Genomic DNA, 24,951 nt, shown 5'->3' with positions numbered 1-24,951 from the left:
CACGTGATGATTAAGCAATACCTGCAAGTAACGAAACCAGGAATTATTTTCGGCAACTTAATTTCTGTCATCGGGGGATTCCTCCTTGCTGCCAAAGGCAGCATCGACTTCCCACTCTTTCTCGCCACGCTGGTGGGTGTTTCGCTGGTTGTCGCATCGGGTTGTGTATTTAACAACTTTATCGACCGAGACATCGACCGGATCATGGAAAGAACGAAGAACCGGGTCCTGGTGAAAGGGCTTATTCCGCCGAAAACAAGCCTGGTTTACGCGACCATTCTGGGTATTGCGGGCTTTGCGTTGTTGTATATCGGAGCAAATCCGCTGGCGATGTGGCTGGCAGTGATGGGCTTTGTGGTTTATGTCGGCGTTTACAGCCTGTACATGAAGCGCAACTCGGTATACGGCACGTTGATCGGCAGCTTGTCTGGCGCAGCGCCACCGGTTATCGGTTACTGCGCCGTTTCAGGCCAGTTCGATACCGGTGCCCTGATCCTGCTTCTGATCTTCAGCCTGTGGCAGATGCCGCATTCGTACGCGATTGCCATATTCCGCTTTAAAGATTATCAGGCAGCAGGCATCCCGGTTCTGCCAGTGGTGAAAGGCATCTCCGTCGCCAAGCATCATATTATCGTCTACATTCTGGCGTTTATGATTGCGACGCTGATGCTGACCCTGAGCGGGTACGCAGGTTATAAATACCTGGTTGTGGCCGCCGCTGTCAGTATCTGGTGGCTGGGCATGGCACTGAAAGGTTACAAAACGGAAAACGACGTGGTGTGGGCAAGAAAACTGTTTGGTTTCTCCATCATCACTATCATGTCGCTGAGCTTCATGATGTCCGTGGATTTTAATTCTGCACCGACATCGTTGCTGACCTACGTTTGGTAACATTCAATTTCAGTGTAACGCTCTGAAATCATAGCGAAAGGCCAGTAGCAATACTGGCCTTTTCTTTTGCTCTTTCAGTCAGACCACTCCCGTAATATCTGCTAAAGATCCATCGTTTTACCAAGGCCGGCTTAATCATTAAAATGTCGGATTGTTATTTTGAGGTAGTAATGTGAACGATAACCAGATGACCCCGCAGGAAAGTCGGGCTACATGGGGACTAGGGACAGTATTTTCTTTACGCATGCTCGGCATGTTCATGGTCCTGCCGGTGCTGACCACCTATGGCATGAAACTTTCCGGCGCCAGCGAAACGCTTATCGGCATCGCTATCGGTATTTACGGACTGGCACAGGCCGTTTTCCAGATCCCATTTGGACTGCTTTCTGATCGCGTTGGCCGCAAACCCCTGATCGTCTTTGGTCTGGTCATCTTCTGTATCGGCAGCATTGTGGCTGCTTCAACCGAATCTATCTGGGGCGTGATCATTGGTCGTGCCCTGCAAGGCTCCGGCGCGATTGCCGCCGCCGTGATGGCCCTGCTTTCTGACCTGACCCGCGAGCAAAACCGCACCAAAGCGATGGCATTCATCGGCATCAGCTTCGGCATTACCTTTGCGATTGCGATGGTACTCGGCCCGATCATCACCCACGCCTGGGGTTTACACGCCCTGTTCTGGGCGATCGCGGTACTGACTATTCTCGGCATCATTATTACCGTTGCCGTGGTCCCCTCCCCTGCCACGCACATTCTCAATCGTGAATCGAGCATGGTGAAAGGCAGTTTCGGCAAAGTGCTGAGCAACGCCAAACTGCTCAAACTCAACTTCGGCATTCTGTGTTTGCACGTTTTACTGATGTCGAGTTTTGTGGTGTTACCGCAAGTCATGGAACACGCCGGATTCCCGCCTAGTGAACACTGGCGTGTGTATCTGGTGACCATGCTGACCTCATTCGTCGCCGTCATTCCGGTGATTATCTATGCCGAGAAAAAACGCCACATGAAACAGGTATTCATGGGCTGCGTCGCGGTACTGCTGCTGGCGGAAATCGTGCTGTGGTCGGCGGGTCTGCATTTATGGGCGGTCATTGCAGGTATCCAGCTGTTCTTCCTGGCGTTTAACGTCATGGAAGCGATTCTGCCGTCGCTTATCAGTAAAGAATCACCGGCAGGCTACAAAGGCACCGCAATGGGACTTTACTCCACCAGCCAGTTTATCGGCGTGGCGATTGGCGGCAGTTTAGGCGGTTATGTTTACGGATACGCCGGTGCTGGGGCGGTATTCCTGGTCTGTGCAGCGATTGCCGTTGTCTGGTTGGTGGTCAGTTCCACCATGACCGAACCGCCGTATGTCAGCAGCCTGCGCATTACCTTGTCTGAACTGGCGGTGAAAGATTCCGCCCTGCAGGCACGCATTCTCGCCCAGCCGGGCGTGGCAGAAGCCATTGTCGTACCGGAAGAATTCAGTGCTTACGTGAAGGTCGATACCAAACAGACCAACCGTAAAGCCCTTGAGCAACTGGTCAGCGCTGCCTGACGCGCTATAACGTTAATAAACGCTGTGCCTGCAAACTGGCACAGCGTTTCAATTTTATCCCCACCGCGTGACTCCCCTCACTTAAAAAACCTCAGTAATCATTATCCTCAAGAATTCCTTAACAAAATTTTTTGTCAGTGATGACGGCTTTCGGGCCTATTGAGGATCTCATGAAAACATATGCTCTCGTTGGCACCGGCGGACGCTCAGGTTTATACATTGAAGCGATCACCGGCAAATACCGCCACAACGCAAAATTTGTGGCCTTCTGTGATACAAACCAGACGCGAATGGATTATGCGAACCGCCAGCTTGAGCAAAGCGGCATCGCCCGGGTATCGACCTGGAAAGCCGCTGATTTCTCTGCGATGCTCGACGAGACTAAACCGGACATCGTGATCGTCACCAGCATGGATCGCACGCACGACGATTACATCGTCCGCGCCCTGCACGCGGGGTGCGATGTCATAACTGAGAAGCCGATGACCATTGATGAGCCGCGCGCACTGCGTATTCTTGATGCCGTCGATGCTACCGGCTATCAGGTGCGCGTGGCGTTTAACTATCGCTACGCACCGCATCACAGCAAAATGCGCGAACTGCTGATGCAGGACACCATTGGTGAAGTGCTGTCTGTGCATTTTGAATGGCTGCTCAATACCGAACACGGTGCAGATTATTTTCGCCGCTGGCACCGTGAGAAACGCAATTCCGGCGGCCTGCTGGTACACAAATCCACTCACCATTTCGATCTAATGAACTTCTGGCTGAACAGCACGCCGGAGAAAGTTTATGCTCAGGGCGACCTGCGGTTTTACGGCAAAGAGAATGCGGAAAAACGCGGCGTTGCTCAGTTTTATCCGCGTGCGCATGGCTATCCGCAGGCGCAGAACGATCCGTTCGCGCTGCATATGGAAGACAACGCCCAGCTCAAAGCGCTGTATCTGGATGCCGAGCATGAGGATAACTATTTCCGCGACCAGAGCGTGTTCAGCGACGGGATCAACATTGAAGATACGCTGTCGGTGTTGGTGAAATATCAGAACAAAGTCCAGCTGACTTACTCGTTGAATGCGTATCTGCCGTGGGAAGGACTGAATGTGGTATTCAACGGCACCCAGGGCCGCATTGAAATGAAAATCGTCGAGATGTCTTACGTGAATGCCGGTGGCAAACGCGAAAATGAAGGCAGTATCGAGAAAGCAGAAATCACGGTTTTCCCGTTATTTGCAGAGCCCTGGAAAGCTGAATTCCAGATGGGAGAAGGCGGTCACGGCGGCGGCGATAATGCCATGCTGGAAGACCTGTTCGGCGAGCGCAAAGACGATCCGTTAAAACGCGCTGCCGATCACCGCGCAGGTGCGATGTCGATCCTGACCGGGATCGCCGGAAACCTCTCTATGCAGCACGACAAGCCGATCTATTTTAAAGACTTCGAACTGGTGAAAAGACTGCGCCAGCGGAAGTAAACGCTATAAAAAAGGGACGCACAGCGTCCCTTTAAAAACCGCTAGCCGACGTAATTCGTGTTGCAGGAAGGCGGCCAGCGCAGCCAACGCATCTGCAGCGCGAAGTACGAAGGCTATTAGTCGCGGAAGTTTTTGAACTGGAAGGGCTGGCCCAGATCACCTTTCTTAACCAGCGCCATTACGGCCTGCAAATCATCACGTGCTTTGCCGGTGACGCGAACTTCGTCACCCTGCACCTGCGCCTGCACTTTGATTTTACTGTCTTTGATCAGCTTGACGATTTTCTTCGCCAGCGCAGATTCAATGCCAGAATGCAGTTTAGCTTCAACGCTGTATGTTTTACCGCTGTGATCCATCTGCTCAGGAATTTCCAGCGCGCCACCTTCGATACCACGTTTGGCTAGCTTCTCACGCAGAATATCGACCAGCTGGTTTACCTGGAAATCAGATTCACTGGCGACTTTGATACTCTCGTTTTTCTCGTTGAGATCGAAGCTGGCAGGAATGTTGCGGAAATCCCAGCGGGTTTGCAGTTCACGGCTGGCATTTTCCACGGCATTGCGCACTTCCTGCATGTCGATTTCGGAAACAATGTCAAAAGACGGCATAATCGCTTCTCCCTGTAGTTTTTGTATTTCACGTTATATGGCGTGCATAATACCGCCTTCAACCGTCGATGCCAAACAACAGCAAAACACCGAACATAAAATGCCCCGATGGTCAAAAAGTGCAGGTGAAAATGTGATCTACAGCACGAATGTCTATACTAATAAGATAACCGGACAGCAGAATATTCTTTCTACAGCCGATTTAGCGGGCGTGATTCGCCCCACATCCCTGGAGGCACAATGAAAATAACAGTATTGGGTTGCGGTGCACTGGGACAACTTTGGCTTTCAACCCTTTATCAGCAAGGCCACGATGTTCAGGGATGGATCCGTATTCCTCAGCCTTTCTGTGCCGTCAATGTCATCTCGCCGGAAGGCATTGCTTTTAACCGCAATATGCCAACAAATGACCCGGAACATCTGGCGCATAGCGAATTGCTGCTGGTCACGCTGAAAGCGTGGCAGGTTTCCGGCGCGGTCAGCACGCTGATGCCGATACTCAATGACAATTGCGCGATATTATTGCTGCATAACGGCATGGGTACAGTCGATGAATTACCGGCTAACCGCCTGGCAATTTTACAGGGCGCGACAACCCACGCGGCACGACGTGAAGGCAATGCGATTGTCCATGTGGCTGCCGGTGCGACGCACATCGGCCCAGTGACACCCCGAGGTGCGGCGCTGAGTTCTCTGGCGGATACACTGCATAATGCCTTACCCGACGTCGCCTGGCATGACAACATTAAGCCATCACTATGGAATAAACTGGCAGTGAACTGCGTGATTAATCCGCTGACAGCGTTGTATGATTGTACCAACGGCGACCTGGTGGCGTATGCCGATCAGATTGAGCAAATTTGTCAGGAAGTTGCGCAGGTGATGGCGATTGAAGGCGTCGAAATCCACAGAGAATCATTGCTCAGCTTTGTCTATCAGGTGATTGAATCGACCTCCGCCAACCATTCATCGATGTTGCAGGATATCCGCAACCAGCGTCATACCGAAATTGATTACATCACCGGCTATCTTCTGCGTCGCGGGCGCAAATTCGGTCTGACCCTGCCGGTCAATACCCGCTTATTTGAGCAGATTAAGAGAAAGGAAAACGATTATGAGCGCGTCAGTTCTGGTCTGCCTGGCACCTGGTAGCGAAGAAATAGAAGCCGTTACTGCGATTGATTTGCTGGTGCGGGCGGGCATTAACGTTACCACCGCCAGCGTCGCCGGTGATGGAAATCTTGAGATCCGCTGCTCGCGTGGCGTGCGTATTCTGGCCGACGTCGCGCTGGTGGATGTCGCGGATGAAGATCATGATGTAATTGTTTTGCCCGGCGGTCTGGGCGGCGCGACCTGTTTCAGCGAAAGTCCGCTGCTGGTAGAGAAAGTCCGCCAGATGCACGTCAGCGGTAAAATTGTTGCCGCTATCTGCGCCGCACCCGCGCTGGTACTGGAATATCATGATTTATTCCCGGTCGGCAATATGACAGGTTTTCCGGGCTTAAAAGATAAAATCGACCCGAACAAATGGTCCGATCGCCGGGTAATTTTTGATCCTCGCGTGAATCTGCTCACCAGCCAGGGACCGGGAACGTCGATGGAATTCGCCCTGAAGATTATCGATCTGCTGCTGGGTAAAACAAAAGCCGCCGAAATTGCCGCTCAGCTGGTTCTCGCACCGGGGATCTATAATTATACCGATGAAGGCGCACGGGAATCCTGACTGGCATTGGGATCTGGACAAACAAAAAAGGGGTTCAGCATGGCTGAACCCCTTTTTTATATAAGGAACGCGTGTTAAGGACGATATACCTTAACGTTATCGAAACCTTGCTCTTTCAGATACAGCGCCTGCAAACGACTCATCACACCACGATCGCAATACAGCAGATAGGTTTTGCTTTGGTCCAGATCGCCAAACTGCGTCGCCAGCTTGTAGAACGCTAATGGCTTCACTTCAACGTTTTCCAGCGCCAGCGGCTGTGCTTCTACTTCATCCGGTGCGCGTACATCCAGCACGATATCCGTTGAAGTAAACTCGGCCACGGTTTCTACTTCCGGCACCACTTCTGCGGCCTGCTCGGCGATTTCGCGAATATCGACGTTTCGCGCTTCACTGACCACTTTATCCAGTACATCGAAATCGAACATCGCTTCTTCGGCTTCAATTTTGGCTTTCACGGCTTTCACCGTCGGACTTTTCGAAATCACACCGCAATATTCCGGCATGGTTTTCGCAAAATCTTCGGTACCGATTTCACGGGCAATCTTGATGATGTGCTCTTTATCGTGAGAAATCAGCGGACGCAGGATCAGTGTGTCAGAAACGTTGTCGATCAGACGCAGGTTAGTCAGCGTCTGGCTGGATACCTGGCCCAGCGCTTCGCCGGTCACCAGCGCCTGCACGCCATAGCGCTCAGCAATGGAAGAAGCGGCGCGTACCATCATGCGTTTCAGGACGACGCCCATCTGGCCGTCTTCGACTTTTTCGAGGATTTCACCCACTACCGGTTCGAAATCGACGGAGATAAAGCGGACGCGGTGTGAGCTGCCGAAACGGTTCCACAGATAATGCGCCACCTGCTTCACGCCGATTTCGTGCGCTGCACCGCCGAGATTAAAGAAGCAGTAATGCACACGACAACCGCGACGCATCAGCATATAACTGGATACGCCGGAATCGAAACCGCCGGAAATCAGCGAGATCACATCTTCCTGCGTGCCAATCGGGTAACCGCCCTGACCTTCGAGGCGACTTTTCACCAGCACCAGCTGATCGTCGTTGATTTCCAGTTTCACCGTCACCTGCGGATCTTTCAGGCTGACTTTCGCCGATTCGATGTGCTGATTCAGACCGCCGCCGACATAACGTTCTACTTCGGTCGACGTGAAGTCATGTTTACCACGACGTTTAACGCGCACGCAGAAGGTTTTGCCTTCTACTTCAGAACGATAAGCTTCCAGCGTTTGCTCGAAGATGTTGTGAACGTCGGTATAAGGACGGTCTTCGACTTCTTCAACATAACGGATGCCCGGAATGCGGCAGAGCAATTCCTGGATCAGGTCGTGTTTGCTTTCGTCTTTGCTGCGAACTTCGATATGATCCCAGTGGCGAACCACCGCCAGCGTCTCATCATGCGGTCGCACGATATTGCGAATGCTGCTTGAGAGGATCTTAATGAAGCGCAAACGCACAGATTGGCTCTTGATGGTGATTTCAGGGAACAATTTAATGATAAACTTCATGGCAGTCTTTTGTTAGCGGGTGAAAAAACGGGGTAGTAAGTCGCTGAATAAGGATCTAGGATCCTATTATTGCTAAGCCAAATGGTCGATATGTGTCACATTGGGCTTAGCAATAATATCTGCGGCGCAGAGTATATCACTTAAAATGGGTACTCTGTGCACAAAACCCTGCAGCAGATGTCATGCTGAACAGGAATGTCTCTTGAGGCCGAGCGCTGACTCTGCCGCCTCAGTACTTCGATCATCCAGTCTGATCAACGATATTAAAAGAGAATTATGCCAAAAAAATCTGCACCACCTGCCAATTTTGAAACGGCTCTGGCCGAACTTGAACAGATCGTTTCCCGCCTCGAATCAGGCGAGCTGCCTCTGGAAGACGCACTTAACGAATTTGAGCAAGGCGTCCAGCTGGCGCGTCAGGGACAGCAAAAGCTGCAACAGGCAGAACAACGTGTTCAGATCCTGCTCGACAGCGACAACGATGCTCCGCTGACCCCGTTCACCCCAGAAGCCGAGTAACTGGTCATGTCTGAAGCGATTTCCTTTTCCGGTGCTGACGGGTTTACGCATGAGCTGCGCGCGAAGCAAAAGCGTGTGGATGAAGTCTTAACGGCGTATGTCAGCGCACAGCCACTGGCAGATTTACCGCTGGTTGAGGCGATGCGTTACGGCGCGCTGCTGGGCGGTAAACGTCTGCGCCCGTATCTGGTTTACGCCAGCGGTCAGCTGTTCAGCCTTGATTTAAAGAATCTTGATGCACCCGCGGCGGCCGTGGAATGTATCCACGCGTATTCCCTGATCCACGATGATTTACCGGCGATGGACGACGACGATTTACGTCGCGGCCAGCCGACCTGCCACATTAAATTTGGCGAAGCCAATGCGATTCTGGCCGGTGATGCGCTGCAGACGCTCGCATTCTCAATTCTGGCTGACAGTGAAATGCCAGACGTCGCGGTAAAAGATCGTCTGGCGATGATTTCCGAACTGGCCAGCGCCAGCGGTGCCAGCGGCATGTGTGGCGGTCAGGCTCTGGATTTGGCCGCTGAAGGTCAGCAGGTCGGTCTTGAAGCGTTAGAAAAAATTCACCGTCATAAAACCGGTGCGCTGATCCGCGCCGCGGTGCGCATGGGTGCGCTGGCTGCCGGTGAAACCGGACGCGCCGTTTTGCCTATACTGGATAACTACGCGCAAGCCATTGGCTTAGCGTTTCAGGTCCAGGACGATATTCTGGACGTGGTTGGCGATACCGCCACACTTGGTAAACGCCAGGGCGCTGATCAGCAGCTGGGGAAAAGTACCTACCCTGCCCTGCTGGGGCTGGACGGCGCCAAGGCCAAGGCCATGGACCTGTATCAGGAAGCCGTTTCCGCACTGGATCAGCTGGCAGCACTTTCTTACAACACCGCGCCACTTCTCGCGTTAGCCAGCTTTATCATTGAACGCGATAATTAAACTTACTATGAGCAACTGATGAGTCTTGAATTAGCCAAATACCCGACACTGGCGCTGGCGGAGAATCCTGAAGATCTCCGCTCACTCCCTAAAGAGAGTCTGCCTAAGCTCTGCGATGAACTGCGCCAATATTTATTGGCCAGCGTCAGCCAGTCCAGCGGACACTTTGCGTCCGGTCTGGGAACGGTAGAACTGACCGTTGCGATGCATTATGTCTACAACACGCCATTCGACCACGTTGTCTGGGATGTCGGCCATCAGGCCTATCCGCACAAAATTCTGACCGGCCGTCGTGACCGTATTTCTACCATCCGCCAGAAAGGCGGTCTGCACCCGTTCCCGTGGCGCGGTGAAAGCGAATACGACACGTTGTCCGTGGGTCACTCATCGACGTCCATCAGTGCAGGTCTGGGCATGGCTGTGGCTGCCGAGCGTGAAGGCAAAGGCCGCCGCACCGTGTGTGTGATTGGCGACGGCGCGATCACCGCGGGTATGGCGTTTGAAGCGATGAACCATGCGGGCGATATCAAACCCGACATGCTGGTTATCCTCAACGACAACGAAATGTCGATTTCAGAAAACGTCGGCGCGCTGAATAATCATCTGGCACAACTCTTGTCCGGCAAACTGTATTCGCGACTGCGTGAAGGTGGTAAGAAAGTCCTTTCCGGCTTGCCACCGATTAAAGAACTGGTGCGCCGTACCGAAGAACATCTGAAAGGCATGATGGTGCCGGGCACGCTGTTTGAAGAACTCGGCTTTAACTATATCGGGCCAGTGGATGGTCACGACGTGGTGGCGCTGGTGCAGACGCTGAAAAATATGCGCGACCTGAAAGGGCCGCAGTTGCTGCATATCATGACCAAAAAAGGCAAAGGCTACGAGCCCGCCGAAAAAGATCCGATCAGTTTCCATGCGGTGCCGAAATTCGATCCGGCTTCCGGCACACTGCCGAAAAGCAAAGAAGGTCTGCCGACGTATTCGAAGATTTTCGGTGACTGGTTGTGCGAAACCGCCGCCAAAGACAGCAAGCTGATGGCAGTCACGCCAGCGATGCGTGAAGGCTCGGGCATGGTGCGTTTCTCGCGTGAATACCCGCAACAATATTTCGATGTGGCGATTGCCGAGCAGCACGCGGTGACATTTGCCGCCGGTCTGGCAATTGGCGGATACAAACCGATCGTCGCAATCTACTCGACATTCCTGCAACGTGCTTACGATCAGGTGATCCACGATGTGGCGATCCAAAATCTGCCGGTGCTGTTTGCCATCGATCGCGGCGGTATCGTCGGTGCCGACGGACAAACGCATCAGGGCGCATTCGATCTCTCTTTCCTGCGCTGCATCCCGAACATGACCATCATGACGCCGAGCGACGAGAACGAATGTCGTCAGATGCTGCATACCGGTTATCACCATAACAGCGGGCCGGTTGCCGTGCGTTATCCGCGTGGTAACGGGACGGGCGCCACCTGTGAACCGCTGGCGTCATTGCCCATCGGTAAAGGCGTGGTGCGCCGTGAAGGCGAAAAAGTCGCGATCCTCAACTTCGGTACATTGCTGCCGGAAGCGCTGGCTGCGGCAGAAAAACGTAACGCCACCGTGGTGGATATGCGCTTTGTGAAACCGCTGGATGACGCGTTAATTCAGGAACTGGCCGCCAGCCATGAAGTGCTGGTCACGCTTGAAGAAAACGCCATCATGGGCGGCGCAGGCAGCGGCGTGAACGAACTGCTGATGTCTAAGCGTATCCTGGTGCCGGTGCTGAATATCGGTCTGGCGGACAGCTTTGTCCCGCAGGGCACGCAGGACGAAATCCGTCATGATGTAGGGCTGGATGCCGAAGGCATCGACCGTCGGATCACCGACTGGCTGGCCTGATTATTCTCCCCTCTTTTAGTCTGAAAGAGGGGAGTTTCCTTCCCCACGCCCTTCTTTGTCACACGTTCATCTCGTTCTGTGAGCTACAGTTATAGCAAGCTAATCATTTCCCACGGCTTCTGAAATCAACTTGTGTTTACCAGGAGATGTCATGCAATACACCACCTTAGGAAAAACCGGTCTGAACGTCTCACGCCTGTGTCTGGGCTGTATGACGTTTGGCGAACCGGATCGCGGAACTCATGCCTGGACGCTGCCCGAAGAAAGCAGCCGCCCGATCATTAAGCAGGCACTCGACGCGGGTATCAATTTCTTTGATACCGCCAACAGTTATTCCGACGGCAGCAGTGAAGAAATCGTCGGTCGCGCCCTGAAAGACTTCGCAAAACGCGATGAGATTGTCGTCGCCACCAAAGTCTATAACGCGGTCACTGGCCTGAAGCCGGGACTGTCGCGCGCCTCGATTATGCAATCTATCGATGACAGCCTGCGCCGCCTGGGCATGGAGTATGTCGATCTGCTGCAAATCCATCGCTGGGATTACGAAACACCGATTGAGGAAACGCTGGAAGCGCTAAACGACGTCGTGAAAGCCGGTAAGGCACGCTTTATCGGCGCATCATCCATGCATGCGCATCAGTTTAAACAGGCGCTGGATGTCTCAGAGCAAAATGGCTGGGCGAGCTTTGTGTCGATGCAGGATCAATACAATCTGATCCAGCGTGAAGAAGAAAACGAAATGTATCCGCTGTGTCTGGAAAGGAACATCGCGGTGCTGCCGTGGAGTCCGCTGGCACGCGGCAAACTGACCCGTCCGTGGGGAGAAACCACTGCACGTTCAGTTTCCGACAATTTTGCCAAAACGTTGTACGACGCTACCGATGAAGCTGACGGTAAAATCGCTGAACGTGTGGGTAAAATTGCCGAAGATCACGGCGTACCGCGCGCGCAAATCGCACTGGCGTGGATCCTGAGTAAGCACGTGGTAACGGCCCCGATTATCGGCGCTTCACGCGCAGCTCATCTGGAAGATGCTGTCGCCGCACTGGAGATAAAACTCTCCATTGAAGAAATCGCTGAACTGGAAATGGCCTATGTGCCGCACGAAGCCACCGGTTTCAAATGATCCGAAGTGATTTGAACTAATGTGAAGTCATGTGAAGTCATAAAAAAGGCGTTGTCAGGGCAAACCTGGCAACGCCTTTTTACTGCTCTTTAATGCAGATCAGAATAAGCCAATCGGCCAGTGATGCCCGATCAGATAGATGATCGCCGCACCCAATACACCGGCGACGACATCATCGATCATGATGCCCATTCCACCCTGCACGTTGCGATCAAACCAGCGGATCGGCCAGGGTTTCCAGATATCCAGTACGCGGAAAACGATAAACCCGATCAACACCCAGCGCCAGTCATTCACAGGGATCGCCATCAGCGTGATCCACATGCCGACAAATTCATCCCACACAATGCTGCCGTGATCATGAACCCGCATGTCGCGCGCGGTCTGACGGCAGAGATACACGCCGATACAGATACTGAACATGACGATCATGGAGTAGACCTGCCACGGCAGGTACGTCATGACAATCCAGAACGGGATCGCGGCGATGGAACCTGCGGTGCCCGGCCCGACCGGGAATAATCCACTGCCAAAACCGGTTGCCAGCAAGTGCCATGGATTACGCAGATTTAAACGTTTTTTGGCCGCAGCCATGTCCTGAACCGGATCACCGGTTTTGCCTTTATACCCGGCTGGGCGTTTTTTACGGCCAATATTCACAGCAATTCCTCTGCGGCAAAGTGATCAAAACCCTGCCATTCAAGTTCTACCGGTGCGCCTGAACGCAAAAATTTAATTCCTTCAGACAGCGGCGCAATCTGCCCGATACAGGTGAAATCAACACCCAGATGGCTCAGCGCTACATCCAGCGCGCCACGGTTGATTTCCGGCACGGTGAAGCAAAGCTCGTAATCTTCGCCACCGGTCAGTGCCCATTTCAGCGCCTGCTCAGGATCCGTGACATTCTTTAATGCCGCAGATAACGGGATCGCGTCGAGATCGAGGCGCGCGCCACATTCACTGGCATTCAGTATATGTTTAAGATCCGAAATCAGCCCGTCAGAGAGATCGATAGCGGATGTCGCTAAATCACGCAATGCCTGCCCCTGCAACACGCGCGGCGACGGCCGAAGATGACGCTTAAGCAGGAATTCACGGGTATCGGACTCCGCCACATTCAGCTGTTCCAGCAGAATGGCGAGCCCCGCTGCGCTGTCACCCAGCGTTCCGGTCACGAAAATCCAGTCACCAATACCGGCGCCGGAACGGGTTAATACGCGCCCTGCGGGTACCAGCCCCTGAATGGTTAACGTCATGCTCAGCGGACCGCGGGTGGTGTCGCCGCCAATCAGCTGCATGCCGTAATAATTAAGTTGATCAAACAGACTGTCGCTGAATGCCTGCAGCCAGTCGGCGTTGACTTCCGGTAACGTCAGTGCCAGGGAAACCCAGGCAGGATCAGCGCCCATCGCGGCCAGATCACTGAGGTTTACCGCCAGAGCTTTATAGCCCAAATCGGCCGGTGAAATCGTTTTTAGAAAATGAATGCCTTCAACCAGAGTGTCGGTACTGACTGCTAACAGCTGCTTCTCGCCAACCGTCAGTAAGGCACAATCATCACCAATGCCTAAATGAACGTCCTGTCGGGCGGTTCTGTAACGGTTAAAGTAGCGAGTGATTACATCAAATTCGCCGCATGACATAGTACATTTCCAAATCGTTAGAATGACTTAAGGCCGGAAATCCGGCCTTAAGAGGGGTGTCACACAAAAGATAAACCAGGTGACATCACCAGATTATCAACAGAGGCGGTATTCAGGCGAAAATGACTGTCGCCATTTGTGACTGAAGCCGGCACTTTTTTGATGATCATTTTTTACGAATATGCGGGCCTGCTTTATCCAGCACACCGTTGACGAACTTATGGCTGTCTTCCGCACCAAAAGTTTTCGCCAGTTCAATGGCTTCGTTGATCGCCACTTTGTAAGGGACGTCCTGGCGTTTGCTCAGCTCAAACAGAGCCAGACGCAAAATCGCTCTTTCCACCTGGCCCAGTTCATCCAGCTGGCGGGACAGGTATGGCGCCATCAGTGCATCGAGTTTCTCAGCACTGTTTGCTACACCAGCCAGCAGTTCGCGGAAATAGGCAATGTCTACGTCTTTGACATCCTGCTCGGTCAGGAATTCTAATTCAACATCGGCGATGTCATTTTTCGACAACTGCCAGGAGTAAAGCGCCTGAACGGCACATTCACGGGCGCGGCGACGAGCAGCAGGTTTCACGGATTTCCCCTTAACTAGATTCAGGCCTTAATAGCCTTGATAACATTAATCATTTCAAGCGCGGTCAGTGCAGCTTCTGCACCTTTGTTACCGGCTTTTGTCCCTGCGCGTTCGATGGCTTGTTCAATGCTTTCTGTGGTCAGCACGCCAAAGGCAACCGGGATTTCGCTGTTCATGGCAACGCTGGACAGGCCAGAGCTGCATTCGCCCGCTACAAATTCAAAGTGGGCAGTGCCCCCGCGGATCACGGTGCCAAGTGCAACAACCGCGTCAAATTTACCGCTTTCAGCCAGTGCACGAGTTGCCAGAGGCAATTCGTATGCGCCCGGGACCCAGACTACGGTGATGTTGTCATCGCTGACCTGACCGATACGCTTTAACGCATCAACAGCGCCGGAAAGCAGGCTGTCGTTGATAAAGTTGTTAAAACGAGCAATCGCGATCGCTACGCGCGCGTTAGGCGTGGCTACAACACCTTCGATAACGTTCATAGTTTTCCTTAAAGTGGGTTCAGGAGTTTCTCAACCCCAGCCGCAGGGGGGCGGATTCTATCATAAAATTACCCTGTCTGGACATGCGCTTTTAACGCCATTCCATCAGGGGGGAGTAAAATTCTCAGTACACCGGCTTCAGGCGTAAACGTAAGTCAGGGCCAATCTGGCGGATATCGCTGAAAGCAAACTCCGGCGCATCAGTCAGATGTTGTAAACCGGGCAACTCGCAAAGTGCTCGCCCATTATTACCCAATAACTTAGGCGCCATATAAACGATTAATTCATCAACCAGACCCGCTTGTAATAAGGCACCGGCCAGCTGCGAGCCCGCTTCCACCCAGATGGCGTTTATCTGGCGTTTTGCCAGCTGCATCATCAGCAGAACCAGATCAATACGGTTATCGCGCCCGGCCACGCGCCATTGTTCGACGGACTCCGGCCAGACCTGCGAATCGGCTTCAAGGCGCGCCAGCAAGACATCACCAGGAATATTCACCAGCTGATGCTGCGGTGTGACGCGATTCTGGCTGTCGAGAATGATACGCAGCGGCTGGCGCAGATTTCCCTCGGGATAGATCGCCTGCACTTCGCTGCCCAGCTCGCTCCAGCGTACATTCAGCGAAGGATTATCGGCCAGCACGGTGGCGCTGGTGCTCAGAATGGCCGAGCTTTCAGCACGAAAACGCTGAACATCCGCCCGGGCGGCCGGAGACGTGATCCACTGGCTTTCGCCGGAAGCCATCGCCGTTCTGCCATCCAGAGACGCGCCCATTTTCAGCTGTACGTAAGGAAAACCTGTACGCATGCGTTTGAGAAAACCGAGGTTTACGGCTTCTGCCTGGGAATGCATCAGCCCGTGGCTGACGTCAATACCATTCTGTTTAAGGCGGTATAAACCACGACCGGCGACTTCCGGATTCGGATCCTGCATCGCGGCGACCACGCGGCTGACACCGGCGGCCAGCAAGGCATCGGCACAAGGCGGTGTGCGCCCGTGATGGCTGCAAGGTTCGAGGGTTACGTAGGCAGTCGCGCCGCGGGCTTTCTCACCGGCCATGCGCAAAGCATGGACTTCGGCGTGCGGTTCACCGGCACGCAAATGATAGCCTTCGCCGACGATTTCGCCATTTAATACAATGACGCATCCCACATTGGGATTGGGTGTGGTGGTGAAACGCCCGAGACGCGCCAGTTCGAAAGCGCGTGCCATATAGCGTTCATCAGCAGGTGATTCATCAGAAAGATTTTGAACAAAAGACGGTTGGTCAGGCAGCATCAGCTCTCCTTAGTCCTGAAGACGGGCGATCTCTTCACCAAATTCACGGATATCTTCGAAGCTGCGATACACCGAGGCAAAGCGAATGTAGGCGACTTTATCCAGCCCTTTCAGGGCGTCCATCACCAGATTGCCGATCATCTTGGCTGGGATTTCACGTTCGCCGGTTGCGCGCAGTTGCGACTTAATGTGACTGATGGCCGTTTCGACATCATCAGAGCTGACCGGGCGTTTTTCCAGTGCTTTGAGAAAACCGCCGCGAAGTTTGTCTTCGTTGAAAGGTTCGCGAACTTCATTGCTTTTAATGACGCGTGGCATCACCAGTTCAGCCACTTCAAAGGTGGTGAAACGCTCATGGCACACCAGACACTGACGGCGGCGGCGAACCTGCGATCCATCGCCTACCAGACGGGAATCGATGACTTTAGTATCAACAGCGGCACAAAATGGGCAATGCATAGCACTTCCTGATCGCGAACTCAATTGGACATTAGTTTAACCCGAAGTGTGCCGACAACAAAGGCTGTCGCTACTTTCATCGACATCGGGTTAAACTTAGCTATCTATATTGGTGCCCGGACGGAATGTTTCAACGGGCAGATGAAAGGAAGTCTCTGATATGACGAAACACCCGCGATTTTTACTGGCCTGTGCCGCGTTATTCAGTCTGGCGGGCTGCGCGAAGCAAAATCCTCAAATGCCGGAACTTAAAACGGAAGTGGGTCAGCTCAATCAAAAACTGCAACGCCTGACAGATCTGGCCATCGCGCTGGAGCAGCAGACCACGCTTAACCGCCAGTCATCAAATGGCGTGTATTTATTGCCGGCAGCGAAAAGCGCCGCGCTGCTGAAAAGTGATATCGGCCAGCTGGAAGTTCAGCTGACCCGCGTCGCACCCGATGCCACCGGCATTCAGGCCGTGCTTGAAATCAAAAACACCTCCGGTCAGCCATTGCCGCCGTTTACGGCTTCTTTAAGCTGGGGACAGCTGGATCCGGTCACCGGCAAACCGCTGACCGTCGATATGCAAACCCAGACGATTACCGTCGAGCCAGATTTATTACCGGGGCCGGTGAAAACCGTCGAGGTGAAGTTTAATCAGGTGACTGTCGACACGCTGGGATTTGTACACCTGCATAATATCTTGGCGACACCGCCGGCACAGCCGGTCGTAGCGACTGCCACAACGCCTGTCGTGGCTAAATAGCAGCAGCGAATTACAAACCAAAAAAAACCCCGCATCGCGGGGTTTTTGTTTTCAGGTCGGTAGCTGAACCATCGGCAAATTACGGAAGAATCGAAGGCTGATCTGCGCCCTCTTTTTCCACTTTCTGCTGCAACATGTGTTCACGCTTCATGCCCAGTTTCAGAGCCAACGCAGACGCCACGTAGATTGACGAAACAGTACCAATTGACACACCAATCAACATGGTCAGAGAGAAGCCTTCCAGCAACGCACCGCCAAAGATATAGAGCATCAATACCACCATCAGCGTGGTTGCTGAGGTCATAATGGTACGGCTTAACGTCTGGGTCAGGGACACGTTCATGATTTCGTAAGAGTTACCGCGACGAATTTTGCGGAAGTTTTCACGAATACGGTCCGACACCACGATGGAGTCATTCAGCGAGTAGCCGATAACCGACATCAGGGACGCGATAATGGTCAGATCAATTTCGATCCTGAACAGCGACAATACGCCCATGGTGATGATCACGTCGTGCGCCAGTGCGATTACTGCACCCAGCGCCAGTCGCCATTCAAAACGGAACCCGACGTAAATCAGGATACAAATCAGCGCCATCAGCAGCGCCATGCCGCCAGCCTGCGCCAGATCGTTACCCACGCTCGGCCCCACAAACTCGACACGTTTTACGGTGGCGTCTTTGTCGATATCAGCGTTTACCAGGCTAAGGACTTTATTCCCCAGTTCCTGACCGGCATTACCGGAAACAGGCGGAAGGCGAACCATCACGTCACGGCTGCTGCCAAAGTTCTGAACAACAGGATCCTTGAATCCTGCTTTTTCCAGATCGGCGCGCATGTCGTCGAGGTTAGCGGGCTGACTGAGGCTGATTTCAATGACGGTACCGCCAGTGAAGTCCAGACCCCAGTTGAATCCGCGAACACCCATAATCGCGACGGAAGCGATAAACAACAGGCCTGAAATACAGAAGGCCACGTTGTCCCAGCGCATAAAGTCGATGACTTTACGGCCGTAGTTCAGTTGTTCAACAGTATATGGTTGTTGCTGTGCCACAACGCACTCCTCAGATAGACAGCTTTTTAATGCGTTTGCCGCCGTAAACCAGGTTCACGATTGCACGGGTTCCCACGATCGACGTAAACATCGAGGTTGCTACACCGATAGCGGTGGTGATAGCAAAGCCTTTGATCGAACCGGTACCCACTGCATAAAGAATAATTGCCGTGATCAGGGTAGTAATGTTGGCATCGACGATACTGGAGAACGCGCCTTTATAGCCTTCATGAATCGCCTGCTGAACGGAACGTCCGTTCTTCAGCTCTTCCTTGATACGTTCGTTTATCAGTACGTTGGCGTCGACGGCTACCGCCAGCGTCAGCACGATACCGGCAATCCCCGGCATGGTCAGCGTTGCACCCGGCAGCAGCGACATGATCCCGACAATCAGAATCAGGTTAGCCACCAGCGCAGTCGTGGCAATAATGCCGAACTTACGGTACCAAACCACCATGAACAGAATGGATGCCACCAGACCCCACAAGCACGCTTCCAGACCCTGAGTGATGTTTTGCATCCCTAAGGTCGGGCCGATAGTACGTTCTTCAACAATCTGAATCGGCGCGATCAACGCACCGGCGCGCAGCAGCAGAGACAGCTGACGGGCTTCATTCGGATCGTTCACCCCGGTGATACGGAAGCTGTTACCCAGACGTGACTGAATCGTCGCCACGTTGATGACTTCTTCCTGTTTCGCCAGAATCGAACGGCCATTCGCATCTTTCTTACCGCTGTCTTTATATTCCACGAACAGGGTAGCCATCGGTTTGCCGATGTTATCCTTAGTGAAGTTAGACATGGCGTTACCGCCAGCGCTGTCGAGAGAGATGTTAACCTGCGGCTGATTGTACTCATCCATGCTGGATGTAGAATCAGTGATGTGGTCACCGGTCAGGATCACGCGTTTGTACAGAACTACCGGACGGCCATCACGCATGTTTTTCACTTCGCTGTCGCCCGGTACACGACCGGTTGAAGCAGCAGAAGCATCCACATTGGTGTTTACCAGACGGAATTCCAGAGTCGCGGTCGCGCCTAAAATTTCTTTAGCACGCGCAGTATCCTGTATACCCGGCAACTCAACCACGATACGGTCAGCCCCCTGACGCTGTACCAGCGGCTCGGCGACACCCAGTTGGTTGACACGGTTACGCAGGATAGTGATGTTTTGCTGAACGGCATACTCGCGCGCTTCACTCAGGCGAGCATCAGTCATCACCACGCGAGCTGCATTATCGCCGCTGTTGGTGATCACTAAATCGCGGTGACGTGGGCTCAGGTAGCTGACCGCAGAATCACGGGTAGCAGCATCGCGGAAACGCACTTCAACGCCATAGTTGTCGAGCTTACGCACCGTGGCATAAGGAATATTCTTGTCGCGCAGGTCGCTGCGCATGTTGTCCATCGTTTGCTCTTGCAGCTTACTCAGCGCGGTATCCATATCCACTTCCATCAGGAAGTGAACACCACCACGCAAGTCGAGGCCCAGCTTCATCGGCTCAGCGCCCAGCATGCTCAACCAGCGCGGCGTTGCCGGCGCGAGGTTCAGTGCAATAACAAACTTGTCGCCCAGCGCTTCAGTCAGCGCTTCACGTGCACGGAGCTGTACATCCGTGTCTTTGAAACGGGCAAGAATAGCGCCATTCTCCAGAGCAACTGATTTGATCTGGATTTTGCTTTGATCTAATACGTTACGGACTTGGTCCAGCGTTGCTTCACTGGCGTCGGAACCCCGAGCACCAGTGATTTGAACAGCCGGATCCTCACCATAAAGGTTGGGAAGTGCATAAAGCAAACCGACGATGACCACAACGATCAACATCAGATACTTCCACGCAGGATAACGGTTTAACACGGCAGTTCCCTTCGGGAAAATCGAAAATTAGATAGACTTCATCGTGCCTTTTGGCAGAACTGCTGCCACGAAGTCACGTTTGATCATCACTTCGTTGGTGTCGTTCAGTGCGATAACTACATAACCGGTTTCGGCTACTTTAGTTACGCGACCGATCAGACCACCGGTGGTCATGACTTCGTCACCTTTACCGATAGAGTCCATCAGTTTTTTGTGTTCTTTAGAACGTTTCTGCTGCGGGCGCAGGATCATGAAATAGAAGATTAGACCAAAAACCACCAGCATGATAACCAGAGAGTAAGGACTTCCCTGTGACGGTGCGCCGGTCGCTGCGACTGCATCGGAAATGAAAAGACTCATTTAAATTCCCTCATTGTTGTTGTGAAGCAAATTGATGTAATACAAACCGAGAATCCGACCCGGAGTCTGGCGATGAAACGTCTCGCACAATACCCCATAATGCCGGTTCAAGAAATTATAAAATCGGCACCCCCTTTCGAAGATGCCGATACGAAAAAGAAATCAGAAGTTTAAAGGCGGAACAGGCTTGCCTTTACGCTCGTAGAAGTCTGTCACAAACGCTTCTAATTTACCCTCTTCAATAGCCTGGCGTAAACCGGCCATCAGACGCTGGTAATAGCGCAGATTATGGATCGTATTTAACCGCGCACCGAGAATTTCGTTGCAACGGTCAAGATGATGCAAGTAAGCGCGGCTGTAATTGCGACATGTGTAGCAATCACAGTGTTCGTCGAGCGTTGACGTGTCATCTTTATGCTTCGCATTTCGGATTTTCACGATGCCATCGGTCACAAAAAGATGACCATTTCGCGCATTACGCGTTGGCATCACGCAGTCAAACATATCGATACCGCGACGCACGCCTTCCACCAAATCTTCAGGTTTACCGACACCCATCAGATAACGAGGTTTGTCTTCCGGGATTTGCGGGCAAACGTGTTCGAGGATACGGTGCATATCTTCTTTTGGCTCACCTACCGCCAGGCCGCCCACAGCGTAACCATCAAAGCCGATATCTACCAGCCCTTTTAATGATACATCTCGTAAATCTTCGTAAACGCTGCCCTGAATAATACCGAACAAAGCATTCTTATTATTCAATTCGTTGAAGCGATCGCGGCTACGTTTTGCCCAGCGCAAAGACATCTCCATAGAACGTTTTGCGTAATCCCAGTCAGCAGGATAAGGCGTACATTCGTCGAAGATCATCACGATGTCCGAACCCAGATCGTTTTGGATTTCCATCGATTTTTCAGGGCTCAGGAAGACAGGATCTCCGTTGATCGGATTGCGGAAATGCACACCTTCTTCTTTGATTTTGCGCATCGCGCCCAGGCTAAATACCTGGAAACCGCCGGAATCGGTGAGGATCGGGCCGTGCCAGTTCATGAAATCATGCAGGTCGCCGTGCAGCTTCATGATTTCCTGACCCGGGCGCAGCCACAGGTGGAAAGTGTTACCCAGCAAAATCTGTGCGCCGGTTTCCTTTACTTCTTCCGGGGTCATGCCTTTTACGGTGCCGTAAGTACCCACTGGCATAAATGCCGGGGTTTCGACGACGCCACGTTCAAAGACCAGACGTCCGCGACGTGCGCGGCCATCGGTAGTGCTTAATTCGTACTTCACATTGCCTCCAGCATCAGAGAAACAGTCTGATGAGGTTAAGTCCGTGGCATGATGCCCGGAAAAGAAAGCCCGAATGCACCGAGTGCGTCCGGACCGTTAATTACAAAAAAGTTACTGGCCGACCACTTCCTGCGGCGCCAGCGGGTTACGGTTGATGAACATCGCATCCCCATAACTAAAGAAACGGTACTGCTCTGCGACGGCCTGATGATAGGCATTCATCGTATTTTTATAGCCGGCAAACGCCGACACCAGCATGATCAGCGTCGATTCAGGCAGGTGGAAATTGGTAATCAGGGAATCAATCACCTGATAGTGATAACCCGGATAGATGAAGATTTTGGTATCGCCGAAGAATGGCGCAATCAATGCATCTTCACTGGCCTTCGCCGCACTTTCCAGCGAACGTACAGACGTTGTGCCCACGGCCACCACTTTATTGCCGCGCGCTTTACACGCCAGTACCGCATCCACGACTTCCTGAGGCACTTCGGCATACTCGGCGTGCATGATGTGGTCTTCAATGGTGTCCACGCGAACCGGCTGGAAAGTCCCTGCTCCCACGTGCAGTGTGACGAAAGCAAACTCCACACCTTTGGCTTTCAGCGCATCCATCAGCGGCTCATCGAAATGCAAGCCAGCGGTTGGCGCAGCTACCGCACCCGGACGTTCGCTGTACACGGTCTGATACAGTTCACGGTCAGCATCTTCATCAGGGCGGTCGATATAAGGCGGCAGCGGCATATGGCCGATTTCGTTGAGCAGAGTAAAGACATCACGATCTTCATTAAACTCCAGCTCGAACAACGTATCGTGGCGCGCCACCATCGTCGCTTTAATATCTTCTTTATCACCAAGCAGCAGTTCTGCACCCGGTTTTGGCGATTTGGACGCACGCACATGCGCCAGAACGCGGTGCGAATCGAGCACACGCTCAACCAGCACTTCAATTTTTCCGCCGCTGACCTTACGGCCAAACACCCGGGCCGGGATCACGCGGGTATTGTTAAATACCAGCAAATCGCCGGGATGGATTTTATCGAGAATATCGGTGAACACGCCGTGCGTTAACTCACCGCTCGGCCCGTTCAGAGACAACAAACGACAGCCGCTGCGCTGGGTCTGCGGATAGCGCGCAATCAGGGATTCAGGGAGTTCAAAAGAAAAATCGGCAACACGCATGGCTTTTCACTTCACTTAACGACAAAAACAGGCGGCTTAGTCTAGAGGGACGGGGCATCCCCTGCAAGCATCTGCGTCAATAAAGGCACCCGCTGCCCTGTCAGAGATCAACTTTCCTGCGTTATACTGCCGTCATGAATTTTCTCGCTCACCTCCATCTGGCCTCACTGGCTCAAAGTTCCCTGACCGGCAACCTGCTGGCTGACTTCGTTCGCGGCAATCCTGACGGACAATTTTCAGCTGAAATTGTCAGCGGGATCCGCATGCATCGCCGCGTAGATACCATGACCGATTCGCTGCCGGAAGTGAAAATTGCCCGCAGCTATTTTCGAGAAGATTTTCGCCGCGTCGCGCCCATCACGCTCGATGTGGTCTGGGATCATTTTCTCTCACGTCACTGGGCCACAATTCATCCGCAACAGTCGCTGGAAGATTTTCTTGACGACTGCCAGCAGGAAATAGAGCCGCAGTTGCCTGAAATGCCGGAACGCTTCCAGAATCTGAATGCGTATTTATGGCCGGAACGCTGGATGGAACGTTATGCCGTGCTGCCTTTTATTGGCGACGTATTGCGCGGCATGGCTAACCGGCGGCCAAAACTCAGCGCGCTAACCGGTTCTTTCCATGATATCGAGCTCAATTACGACGCCCTCGAACAGCTTTTTTGGCAGTTTTATCCGGTCATGATGCAACAGGCGAAAGACCGACAAATCTGACAAATACCGCGAATTTTGTGATTCCATCCGCAATTCCCTGCAATCCAAAAGGTTGTTGTTAAAAAAGTATGGGACTTACGTCAAAGACTGATAGCCGGATGCTATCTGATTGATTGGTGCGATGGGGTTTATTCACCCGAGGGTTGCCCCTATACTGGCAGTCGTTTTGTTCACCCTTCCTTCTCACCTACGACGCCCGTAAGGGTTTCATAAGGAGTAATATTATGGTTCTGGTAACTCGTCCAGCCCCTGACTTCACCGCAGCAGCAGTTCTCGGTAGCGGCGAAGTAGTTGAAAACTTCAACTTCAAAAAACACACTGCAGGCAAACCTACTGTTATCTTCTTCTGGCCAATGGACTTCACTTTCGTTTGTCCTTCTGAGCTGATCGCTTTCGATCACCGTTACGAAGAATTCCAGAAACGTGGCGTAGAAGTGGTAGGCGTGTCCTTCGACTCCGAGTTCGTTCACAACGCATGGCGTAACACCCCTGTTGAGAAAGGCGGTATCGGTCCTGTTAAATACGCGATGGTTGCTGACATCAAACGCGAAATTCAGAAAGCCTACGGTATCGAACATCCGGACGCTGGCGTTGCACTGCGCGGCTCTTTCCTGATCGACAAAGAAGGCGTTGTTCGTCACCAGGTAGTGAACGATCTGCCACTGGGTCGTAACATCGACGAAATGCTGCGTATGGTTGACGCACTGCAATTCCACGAAGAGCACGGCGAAGTGTGCCCGGCTCAGTGGGAAAAAGGCAAAAAAGGTATGGGCGCTTCTCCGGACGGCGTGGCTAAATACCTGACAGAAAACGCGTCAAACCTGTAATCCCTTCACGGATTTCAAGGTCAATAACGGTCAGCTTAGCTGGCCGTTTTTTTTTGCCTGCCATCCGGCACGATCACAATTTCCCCTTCCCGCTCCCTGTTCTGCCTGTTTTACGTCTACGCTGAAAATGTTCCACTCCGGTCATTATGGCGTGCAGTTTGCATAGTTCTGATCGGATAAAACACACAAAAAAGCGTTATCACACAATAACCTGAAGGTTATGACTCATAAGACAGGGTAATAAACAGGAGCCC

At 52.7% G+C, this 24,951-nt stretch carries 25 protein-coding genes; 12 read left to right on the top strand and 13 right to left on the bottom strand.

From position 1 onward, the window contains the following. The first annotated feature begins 6 nt into the window (after positions 1–6). From cyoE to UC15_RS05485, 3 genes are all read left to right on the top strand, one after another. Positions 7–891 (top strand): heme o synthase, encoded by an 885-nt coding sequence (gene cyoE, locus UC15_RS05495; protein WP_112287502.1) that lies wholly within the window; start codon positions 7–9, stop codon positions 889–891. A gap of 172 nt (positions 892–1,063) precedes the next feature. After that, a complete protein-coding gene (locus tag UC15_RS05490; protein WP_112287501.1) occupies positions 1,064–2,428 on the top strand; it encodes an MFS transporter in 1,365 nt (454 codons plus the stop codon). A gap of 170 nt (positions 2,429–2,598) precedes the next feature. Continuing rightward, positions 2,599–3,897: a Gfo/Idh/MocA family protein gene (locus UC15_RS05485; RefSeq protein ID WP_112287662.1), complete on the top strand. Its 1,299-nt coding sequence runs from the start codon at positions 2,599–2,601 to the stop codon at positions 3,895–3,897. Positions 3,898–4,013: 116 nt separating this feature from the next. Here the strand turns inward: UC15_RS05485 and UC15_RS05480 are convergent, their stop codons facing one another. Beyond that, positions 4,014–4,505 carry a YajQ family cyclic di-GMP-binding protein gene (locus UC15_RS05480; protein WP_112287500.1) on the bottom strand — a complete coding sequence of 164 codons (492 nt, stop codon included), beginning with the start codon at positions 4,503–4,505 and terminating at the stop codon, positions 4,014–4,016. Between the two features lie 240 nt (positions 4,506–4,745). Between UC15_RS05480 and panE the strand changes: the two genes are divergently transcribed. Both panE and yajL read left to right on the top strand, forming a co-directional pair. Continuing rightward, entirely contained in the window at positions 4,746–5,657 is a 912-nt protein-coding gene (panE, locus tag UC15_RS05475; RefSeq protein ID WP_112287499.1) for a 2-dehydropantoate 2-reductase, read from the top strand. Next, entirely contained in the window at positions 5,620–6,228 is a 609-nt protein-coding gene (gene yajL, locus UC15_RS05470; protein ID WP_112287498.1) for a protein deglycase YajL, read from the top strand. The genes panE and yajL overlap by 38 nt, the downstream gene beginning before the upstream one ends. 74 nt (positions 6,229–6,302) lie before the next feature. Here the strand turns inward: yajL and thiI are convergent, their stop codons facing one another. After that, positions 6,303–7,751 carry a tRNA uracil 4-sulfurtransferase ThiI gene (thiI, locus tag UC15_RS05465; protein ID WP_112287497.1) on the bottom strand — a complete coding sequence of 483 codons (1,449 nt, stop codon included), beginning with the start codon at positions 7,749–7,751 and terminating at the stop codon, positions 6,303–6,305. A 276-nt stretch (positions 7,752–8,027) separates the two neighbouring features. Between thiI and xseB the strand changes: the two genes are divergently transcribed. The 4 genes from xseB to UC15_RS05445 all read left to right on the top strand — a co-directional run bounded on the left by xseB (position 8,028) and on the right by UC15_RS05445 (position 12,213). Further along, positions 8,028–8,270 (top strand): exodeoxyribonuclease VII small subunit, encoded by a 243-nt coding sequence (xseB, locus tag UC15_RS05460; RefSeq protein ID WP_013576657.1) that lies wholly within the window; start codon positions 8,028–8,030, stop codon positions 8,268–8,270. Between the two features lie 6 nt (positions 8,271–8,276). Beyond that, positions 8,277–9,206, top strand: coding sequence for a (2E,6E)-farnesyl diphosphate synthase (ispA, locus tag UC15_RS05455; protein WP_112287496.1), 930 nt, complete (start codon positions 8,277–8,279; stop codon positions 9,204–9,206). An 18-nt stretch (positions 9,207–9,224) separates the two neighbouring features. Then, positions 9,225–11,087, top strand: coding sequence for a 1-deoxy-D-xylulose-5-phosphate synthase (gene dxs / locus UC15_RS05450; RefSeq protein WP_112287495.1), 1,863 nt, complete (start codon positions 9,225–9,227; stop codon positions 11,085–11,087). A gap of 151 nt (positions 11,088–11,238) precedes the next feature. After that, positions 11,239–12,213: an aldo/keto reductase gene (locus UC15_RS05445; protein WP_112287494.1), complete on the top strand. Its 975-nt coding sequence runs from the start codon at positions 11,239–11,241 to the stop codon at positions 12,211–12,213. Between the two features lie 99 nt (positions 12,214–12,312). Here the strand turns inward: UC15_RS05445 and pgpA are convergent, their stop codons facing one another. The 6 genes from pgpA to nrdR form a co-directional block, all read right to left on the bottom strand. Next, positions 12,313–12,807: a phosphatidylglycerophosphatase A gene (gene pgpA, locus UC15_RS05440; RefSeq protein ID WP_112287661.1), complete on the bottom strand. Its 495-nt coding sequence runs from the start codon at positions 12,805–12,807 to the stop codon at positions 12,313–12,315. A 62-nt stretch (positions 12,808–12,869) separates the two neighbouring features. After that, positions 12,870–13,856: a thiamine-phosphate kinase gene (gene thiL, locus UC15_RS05435; protein WP_112287493.1), complete on the bottom strand. Its 987-nt coding sequence runs from the start codon at positions 13,854–13,856 to the stop codon at positions 12,870–12,872. Positions 13,857–14,022: 166 nt separating this feature from the next. After that, positions 14,023–14,436 carry a transcription antitermination factor NusB gene (gene nusB, locus UC15_RS05430; RefSeq protein ID WP_013576663.1) on the bottom strand — a complete coding sequence of 138 codons (414 nt, stop codon included), beginning with the start codon at positions 14,434–14,436 and terminating at the stop codon, positions 14,023–14,025. Between the two features lie 20 nt (positions 14,437–14,456). Continuing rightward, positions 14,457–14,927, bottom strand: coding sequence for a 6,7-dimethyl-8-ribityllumazine synthase (gene ribE, locus UC15_RS05425; RefSeq protein WP_095924936.1), 471 nt, complete (start codon positions 14,925–14,927; stop codon positions 14,457–14,459). A 124-nt stretch (positions 14,928–15,051) separates the two neighbouring features. Then, positions 15,052–16,206: a bifunctional diaminohydroxyphosphoribosylaminopyrimidine deaminase/5-amino-6-(5-phosphoribosylamino)uracil reductase RibD gene (gene ribD / locus UC15_RS05420; RefSeq protein ID WP_112287492.1), complete on the bottom strand. Its 1,155-nt coding sequence runs from the start codon at positions 16,204–16,206 to the stop codon at positions 15,052–15,054. Between the two features lie 9 nt (positions 16,207–16,215). After that, complete coding sequence (gene nrdR, locus UC15_RS05415; protein ID WP_015698341.1) at positions 16,216–16,665, bottom strand: transcriptional regulator NrdR; 450 nt, start codon at positions 16,663–16,665, stop codon at positions 16,216–16,218. Positions 16,666–16,825: 160 nt separating this feature from the next. Between nrdR and UC15_RS05410 the strand changes: the two genes are divergently transcribed. Beyond that, a complete protein-coding gene (locus UC15_RS05410; protein ID WP_112287491.1) occupies positions 16,826–17,413 on the top strand; it encodes a DUF3251 domain-containing protein in 588 nt (195 codons plus the stop codon). 79 nt (positions 17,414–17,492) lie between these two features. Here the strand turns inward: UC15_RS05410 and secF are convergent, their stop codons facing one another. From secF to queA, 5 genes are all read right to left on the bottom strand, one after another. Continuing rightward, positions 17,493–18,404, bottom strand: a complete 912-nt coding sequence (gene secF / locus UC15_RS05405; RefSeq protein WP_211334002.1) for a protein translocase subunit SecF — start codon at positions 18,402–18,404, stop codon at positions 17,493–17,495. A gap of 73 nt (positions 18,405–18,477) precedes the next feature. Further along, complete coding sequence (gene secD, locus UC15_RS05400; RefSeq protein WP_112287489.1) at positions 18,478–20,325, bottom strand: protein translocase subunit SecD; 1,848 nt, start codon at positions 20,323–20,325, stop codon at positions 18,478–18,480. A gap of 27 nt (positions 20,326–20,352) precedes the next feature. Further along, positions 20,353–20,685: a preprotein translocase subunit YajC gene (gene yajC, locus UC15_RS05395; protein WP_013576670.1), complete on the bottom strand. Its 333-nt coding sequence runs from the start codon at positions 20,683–20,685 to the stop codon at positions 20,353–20,355. A gap of 162 nt (positions 20,686–20,847) precedes the next feature. Further along, positions 20,848–21,972, bottom strand: coding sequence for a tRNA guanosine(34) transglycosylase Tgt (gene tgt / locus UC15_RS05390; protein WP_015698345.1), 1,125 nt, complete (start codon positions 21,970–21,972; stop codon positions 20,848–20,850). A 111-nt stretch (positions 21,973–22,083) separates the two neighbouring features. Next, positions 22,084–23,154, bottom strand: coding sequence for a tRNA preQ1(34) S-adenosylmethionine ribosyltransferase-isomerase QueA (gene queA / locus UC15_RS05385; protein WP_112287488.1), 1,071 nt, complete (start codon positions 23,152–23,154; stop codon positions 22,084–22,086). Positions 23,155–23,288: 134 nt separating this feature from the next. On the opposite strand from queA, the gene UC15_RS05380 reads away from it, so the two are divergent. Together UC15_RS05380 and UC15_RS05375 are read left to right on the top strand one after the other, a co-directional pair. Then, a complete protein-coding gene (locus UC15_RS05380) occupies positions 23,289–23,870 on the top strand; it encodes an ACP phosphodiesterase (protein ID WP_112287487.1) in 582 nt (193 codons plus the stop codon). 224 nt (positions 23,871–24,094) lie between these two features. Next, positions 24,095–24,697: a peroxiredoxin C gene (locus UC15_RS05375; protein WP_095924927.1), complete on the top strand. Its 603-nt coding sequence runs from the start codon at positions 24,095–24,097 to the stop codon at positions 24,695–24,697. The last annotated feature ends 254 nt before the right edge of the window (positions 24,698–24,951 follow it).

This window comes from Rahnella sp. AN3-3W3 (assembly GCF_003263545.1).
In the GTDB taxonomy this organism is placed as follows: Bacteria; Pseudomonadota; Gammaproteobacteria; order Enterobacterales; family Enterobacteriaceae; genus Rahnella; species Rahnella variigena.
The sequence above is the reverse complement of the archived record's forward strand: the minus strand, read 5'-3'. Positions and strand labels throughout refer to the sequence as shown.

What these genes read in the sequence shown, in the direction of transcription:
- dxs (WP_112287495.1), top strand. Translation starts at nt 9,225, where the DNA reads ATGAGTCTTGAATTAGCCAAATACCCGACACTGGCGCTGGCGGAGAAT.
- thiI (WP_112287497.1), bottom strand. Translation starts at nt 7,751, where the DNA reads ATGAAGTTTATCATTAAATTGTTCCCTGAAATCACCATCAAGAGCCAA.
- nrdR (WP_015698341.1), bottom strand. Translation starts at nt 16,665, where the DNA reads ATGCATTGCCCATTTTGTGCCGCTGTTGATACTAAAGTCATCGATTCC.
- ribD (WP_112287492.1), bottom strand. Translation starts at nt 16,206, where the DNA reads ATGCTGCCTGACCAACCGTCTTTTGTTCAAAATCTTTCTGATGAATCA.
- pgpA (WP_112287661.1), bottom strand. Translation starts at nt 12,807, where the DNA reads ATGGCTGCGGCCAAAAAACGTTTAAATCTGCGTAATCCATGGCACTTG.
- xseB (WP_013576657.1), top strand. Translation starts at nt 8,028, where the DNA reads ATGCCAAAAAAATCTGCACCACCTGCCAATTTTGAAACGGCTCTGGCC.
- yajL (WP_112287498.1), top strand. Translation starts at nt 5,620, where the DNA reads ATGAGCGCGTCAGTTCTGGTCTGCCTGGCACCTGGTAGCGAAGAAATA.
- UC15_RS05480 (WP_112287500.1), bottom strand. Translation starts at nt 4,505, where the DNA reads ATGCCGTCTTTTGACATTGTTTCCGAAATCGACATGCAGGAAGTGCGC.
- ispA (WP_112287496.1), top strand. Translation starts at nt 8,277, where the DNA reads ATGTCTGAAGCGATTTCCTTTTCCGGTGCTGACGGGTTTACGCATGAG.
- UC15_RS05485 (WP_112287662.1), top strand. Translation starts at nt 2,599, where the DNA reads ATGAAAACATATGCTCTCGTTGGCACCGGCGGACGCTCAGGTTTATAC.
- yajC (WP_013576670.1), bottom strand. Translation starts at nt 20,685, where the DNA reads ATGAGTCTTTTCATTTCCGATGCAGTCGCAGCGACCGGCGCACCGTCA.
- UC15_RS05445 (WP_112287494.1), top strand. Translation starts at nt 11,239, where the DNA reads ATGCAATACACCACCTTAGGAAAAACCGGTCTGAACGTCTCACGCCTG.
- secF (WP_211334002.1), bottom strand. Translation starts at nt 18,404, where the DNA reads ATGCGCTGGGACAACGTGGCCTTCTGTATTTCAGGCCTGTTGTTTATC.
- thiL (WP_112287493.1), bottom strand. Translation starts at nt 13,856, where the DNA reads ATGTCATGCGGCGAATTTGATGTAATCACTCGCTACTTTAACCGTTAC.
- queA (WP_112287488.1), bottom strand. Translation starts at nt 23,154, where the DNA reads ATGCGTGTTGCCGATTTTTCTTTTGAACTCCCTGAATCCCTGATTGCG.
- ribE (WP_095924936.1), bottom strand. Translation starts at nt 14,927, where the DNA reads ATGAACGTTATCGAAGGTGTTGTAGCCACGCCTAACGCGCGCGTAGCG.
- UC15_RS05410 (WP_112287491.1), top strand. Translation starts at nt 16,826, where the DNA reads ATGACGAAACACCCGCGATTTTTACTGGCCTGTGCCGCGTTATTCAGT.
- panE (WP_112287499.1), top strand. Translation starts at nt 4,746, where the DNA reads ATGAAAATAACAGTATTGGGTTGCGGTGCACTGGGACAACTTTGGCTT.
- UC15_RS05375 (WP_095924927.1), top strand. Translation starts at nt 24,095, where the DNA reads ATGGTTCTGGTAACTCGTCCAGCCCCTGACTTCACCGCAGCAGCAGTT.
- UC15_RS05380 (WP_112287487.1), top strand. Translation starts at nt 23,289, where the DNA reads ATGAATTTTCTCGCTCACCTCCATCTGGCCTCACTGGCTCAAAGTTCC.
- cyoE (WP_112287502.1), top strand. Translation starts at nt 7, where the DNA reads ATGATTAAGCAATACCTGCAAGTAACGAAACCAGGAATTATTTTCGGC.